We start from the raw sequence: 5336 nt of genomic DNA, 5'->3' as shown, positions 1-5336 counted from the left end.
ATCATTGACTCCTGCACCGACATTAGTAATTGGATTCCCTGCCGCATTGATACCTGACTTGGTGATACTTGGACCATTGCTAATAGTCACACCATTGTCGTTGATGACAGTATCGCCTGCGGTCACACTATCCACTTTCAGGTCTTTATTTAGACCATATTGGATGGTATTGCCATCTTTGGTCACAGTCAGGTTTTCTTCGCCTTCGACCGTACCAATATCTACCGTATCCGTTGCTTTGATTGCACCTGCATTGGCACCATTGCTTTGTAGATTCCAACCTTTGTCTAACTCGCCTATCGCATCACCAACATTGGTGACTGTTTCTCCATTCACGGTATAGCTTGGGGCGGTCACGGTGCCATCTGGATTAACAACTGAACCACCGCCTAATGCATCCGATACGCTCTTGGCTGTGCCTGCCAACTGACTGCCATTGATGGCTTCATCCGAAGTCGCACTGACTTCTCCCACAGTCACACCACTAATTTTGCCTGTAGCTCCATCAATGTTGACGTCACCAACGGTCACGTTGTTAAAATCAACGGTGTCTTTGGTTGCCACGTTGTAGATGTCTTGTCCATCTGCACCTGTGGTTTTAGTAACCGTGATGTTTTTACCTTGAGTCACTTCGGTTTTTGAAGCTGCGGCTGCATCATCTAACTGACCTTTGTTGACTGCATCGGTATCATTCACTCCTGCACCGACATTAGTAATTGGATTCCCTGCTGCATTAATCCCTGACTTGGTCACACTTGGACCATTGGCGATGGTCACACCATTGTCGTTGATGACAGTATCGCCTGCGGTCACACTGTCCACTTTCAGGTCTTTATTTAGACCATATTTGATATCATTACCCGTCTTGCTGACGGTCAGATTTTCTTCACTATCAACAGTGCCAATATCAACCGTATCACCTGCTTTGATGGCTGCATTACCAGCACCATTGCTTTGTAAGTTCCAACCTTGATCCAATGCTTCAATCGCATCACCAACATTGTTAATTGGAGTCTCATTGACGATATAGCTTGGTGCTGAGATTGTGCCATCTGGATTAACAACTGAACCACCACCTAAATGATTTGCCGTTGATTCTGCTAGGTTTCCGAGGGCTTGTTGAGTTGAATAAAGCTGAGAACCATTGATTGCATCGGTGCTTGTTTCGCTGACACGACCTGCTGCAACATTGGTAATTTGTCGTTCGTTACCAGCACTACCGACACTCACCACACTGCTTGGCGTGGTTCCCGCATAATTATAATTTACACCGCCAACTGTCCCATTGGCGGTTGGATTGGCTGCTGAAGTAACAGATCCTGAACCAAGTGCAACATCATCCGCATTGGTTGCTACTGCATTGGAACCAAGTGCTACACCACGTTCAGCCTGTGCATTGGCAGTATCCCCCAATGCAATACCGCCTGCTGCCGCAGCAACCGAAGTATTACCAATCGCAACCGAACCTTGACCAATAGCTTGGTTGGTATTACCGATCGCAACCGCACCATTCGCCATACTGGTTGCAGCTGCATCTCCCGCAGCAGTGTTGTCCTTACCTAAAGCAACTGCACCGCTACCGCTGGCTCGGTTTGGATCACCAATCGCAACTGCACCATCACCATTTGCCACCTGATCTCGACCTATGGCAACTGCACCACCTTCAGCTGTCTCCGAATTGGCTGTAGTGCCATCTGAGCCAATAGCTACATTCTTGCCTGTTGCACCAGTTGTAACGCCATTACCCACAGCAATATTATCGCCATCTGTTCCACTTGCTGTGGCAGCATTACGACCAATCGCAATGTCATTGTCGCTTTGTGCTTGAGCATTGTCCCCTGTTGCGACAGTCGATGCGCCTGTTGCTTTGGCATCGACCCCATTGGCTGTCGAATTATCGCCGCTGGCAATTGCTCTTGCCCCCACCGCAGTGGATCTAGCGCCACTGGCCGTAGATTGTGCACCCAGTGCTGAAGCCCCTGATCCAGAAGCATTTGCAAACGTACCTACTGCACTGCTACCCGTACCCGTTGCTTCTGCGTTATAACCGAGCGCATTGGCTTGTACACCTGATGAATCAGCCTCATAACCGATAGCAATAGATTCTTGGCCTGTCGCTTGTGCTACTGTCCCGATAGCGATGGTATCGTTTGCGGTGGCTTCGGCTAGATCACCAATAGCCACTGCACTTTCACCTGTTGCTCGAGTAAAATTACCCACTGAGGTCGCAAACTCACCACTAGCTAACGTATTATTCCCTTGTGCAAGTGAAAATCTGCCTGTTGCCTTAGCGACATTTCCGACAGCAGTGGATTGTTGTCCTGATGCCTCAGCAAAATTACCCAACGCGGCGGCATAATCAGCAGTGGCTTTGGCTGTATTTCCAACTGCTAAGGCATCCGCCCCTTCTGCCCGTGCATTTACACCCAATGATACTCCTGACATTGGTGTACCATTCAACACCGTGCCTTTAGTATAAGCATTTTGTCCAATGGCAATATCACCATTCCCTACCGCTTGGGCTCGATCACCAATGGCAATGGCTGCCGCACCTGTAGAGGTAGAATCTACTCCTAAAGCAACAGATTGGTTCCCTGTAGCAGTTGCCGTATGCCCTACCGCTGTTGACTGAGCACCAGACGCTAATGCAGCTTTATCCTTGGTTAATCCAGAACCAAGCGCAATACTTTCATATCCTGTTGCTTGAGCATTAACCCCTAATGCTGCTGCACCATCTCCCGATGCCTGAGAGACCGCTCCTAAAGCGATACTTCCTAAACCAGCTGCCTTAGCCTGAACTCCAAACGCAGATGAAACATCAGCTGTAGCATCAGATGATAACCCTACTGCCGTTGCAAAATTTCCCGAAGCTTTAGCTTGTACTCCGACTGCAACCGAACCATGTCGAGCTGTTGTAGGAGGGAAGACATTGAACGGTAAATTAGAACCCGTCAATTGATTATAACGATTTCTTAAAGTTACATCCTGATAAAGGCGGTTGGTATCATCCCCACCGATCGCAACCGAAGAGTCACCTGAAGCATTTGCATTAGCTCCTAGAGCGACTGATTGATCACCCCCTGCTCTAGCGTATCCACCAATCGCAATACTTTGATTTCTTATTGCTCCAGCAGTATTGGTTTGAGTTGATGCACCGTTACCAATAGCAATCGCTTGACCATTTGGAGCACAAGCATTTCGTCCAAATGCAAGGCTATCTACTGATTCTGTACCACTACCTGTGCTTGTTGATGTACAGTTGGTAAATGTACTACCACCATTTAGTTCATAACCAGCAACAGCTTGATTTCCAATAAAAGCTGAGCCAATGAGGAGTGCCAATACAGTGGGAGTAAAATAATATTTATGATCAAATAATTGTGATTGAGATGGTTTCTGAATAGCTACGATATGAGTTGTTACATTACGTTTTTTCGTTGCACCACGCGCAATTTCAGAAACAACTGTCCATAATCCTAAGTATTTATTCCAGACTAAACGATATATTTTATTCATGATCCATGCCTTTTTTATTAGATGAAGCACAAATAAAGTTAGTCAAAAATAAAATTAAACATTTAACAATCGAGACAAAAACTTAACAATTGAGACAATTTTTTTATGGAATTACAAAAAAAAATCCTTATTAAGCTTAAATTAAACTTAATAGGAATTTTTAACAAACATAATAGGCAGGCTATATTTACATTTGAAACATTCTTCTAATTTTAGCTGTTGGTTAGTTTAATTGAGGTTCTATTTCCAATTTCAATCGTCTAGCAATTCAGTACATAAGATCACGTATTTATGACAATTATATCCGTCAATTCTGCTCACACTAGCATGACGATGATTAAACATACTGCCATAGACAACCCACTATATTTAGACCGCTAAATAGAATTGAACTGACCACTGAGGACGAGTATTTAGTACTCCAAACAATTTCCGAAATGTTTGCTGTAAACCTAAATACTCATCCATAAGCAAGTAATCTATTTCACATTAGAAATGGTTTAATTTTTTCATAAACAAAATTGTAGTACGCGTCAGATTGATGCTTTTCAATTTTCTCAAAACCTTCATCTACCCTTTCATCTTGATCCCAAAAACTACCATCCATAATGTAGTGCTTGAATCGGATATGTTTGGGGGAGTTAGATTTATCACCATTTTTTTTGGTATTTAAATACGGAATTTTTGATACAAACATATAGCCAATAAAAATTGGAAACTCCTTTGAAATTTTTAACAAAGCCTTGAATGCCGCCTTAGAGCTAAAGTGTGAATCCACAATTTCTATAGCGACATAAGGGTGTTTTTCGACCCACCCAAAGTACTCTTTAGAGCGCCCCAAAATATCAAACCGTAAATAGCTCTCTTCGGAAACAGAAAACTTAACTTCCTTTGCCCACTGATAATTTTCTAATAAATTAAGTACAGTCAGCTTAAAATCCCCAACCTCTCCACATTTTTCATAAATGCCAATTCTTAGATTCTCACTTGAAGTTGAGTTAGCATTATTTTCAAGGAAATATAAAAATTCATCTCGTTTTTCATCATGTCGTGACGTATCTTTAGGCTCACCTTTATCAATATCACCACGGTGTGAACTTTTTCTATAAAAATGTGGTGTATCTGGATGATTCCGAATGCCTAATAAAATGTTCCTATTTTTATTAAAAAGATTTTTCTCTCTTAATAATGCTCTCTGCTCTGCATCCATTAGTTCTGTTGCAGGAACTTCAACTATTTCGCTACCTTTTTCATAAAAAGCACTTTCATATTTCGCCATTTTCAAACCTTTATTATAAAATCAAAAACCATCAAAACCAATCCATAAAATAAATTTATGTTATTTATATCACCATCAGGCAATGAATTAGTAAATCTTAAAATAAAAAAATACAGTTTACCTTATACAAAATTAAATTAATAAAACCAATCCCTCTAAATAAATAGAGCAGCTACAAGTTAATAGCCGCTCAATTTTCGACTTAAGCTACCACTGAATATTCACACGACGGTTCGGTGCTAAACACTGCACCAATTGCGTATTGCGTGCTTGACCTGAACACTCCTGATAGACACTCGTGCCTCCACTGACTTGCAATTGAATACGTTTAGGATCAACGCCTTGCTGTACCAACAATTGCGCCACGGTATTGGCACGACGTGAAGATAAATCTTGATTATAAGCAAACTTGCCTAAGCGATCTGCATAGCCAGAAACAATCACAGGGTTTTGTGATTGCTGAATTGCACTGACCATAGTGGCAAGATTGGTTGAACTTGGTTCTATTGCATTGGCATCTGAACGGTCAAACGCAAAGAAT

3 protein-coding genes are annotated in these 5336 nt (G+C 42.5%); all 3 read right to left on the bottom strand.

The features are described 5' to 3' along the window. Positions 1–3516: ESPR-type extended signal peptide-containing protein (locus F896_RS21160; RefSeq protein WP_016164765.1), on the bottom strand; the 3516-nt coding region annotated here is incomplete at its 3' end. A gap of 484 nt (positions 3517–4000) precedes the next feature. Beyond that, on the bottom strand, positions 4001–4795 hold the full coding sequence (locus tag F896_RS03615) for a hypothetical protein (RefSeq protein ID WP_016164764.1): 795 nt from the start codon (positions 4793–4795) through the stop codon (positions 4001–4003). Between the two features lie 207 nt (positions 4796–5002). After that, on the bottom strand, positions 5003–5336 hold a 334-nt coding region (locus F896_RS03620), incomplete at its 5' end, for an OmpA family protein (protein ID WP_016164763.1).

Origin of the sequence: Acinetobacter genomosp. 15BJ (genome assembly GCF_000400715.1) — a bacterium.
Lineage (GTDB): Bacteria > Pseudomonadota > Gammaproteobacteria > Pseudomonadales > Moraxellaceae > Acinetobacter.
This window is presented reverse-complemented; position numbering and strand designations above follow the sequence as displayed.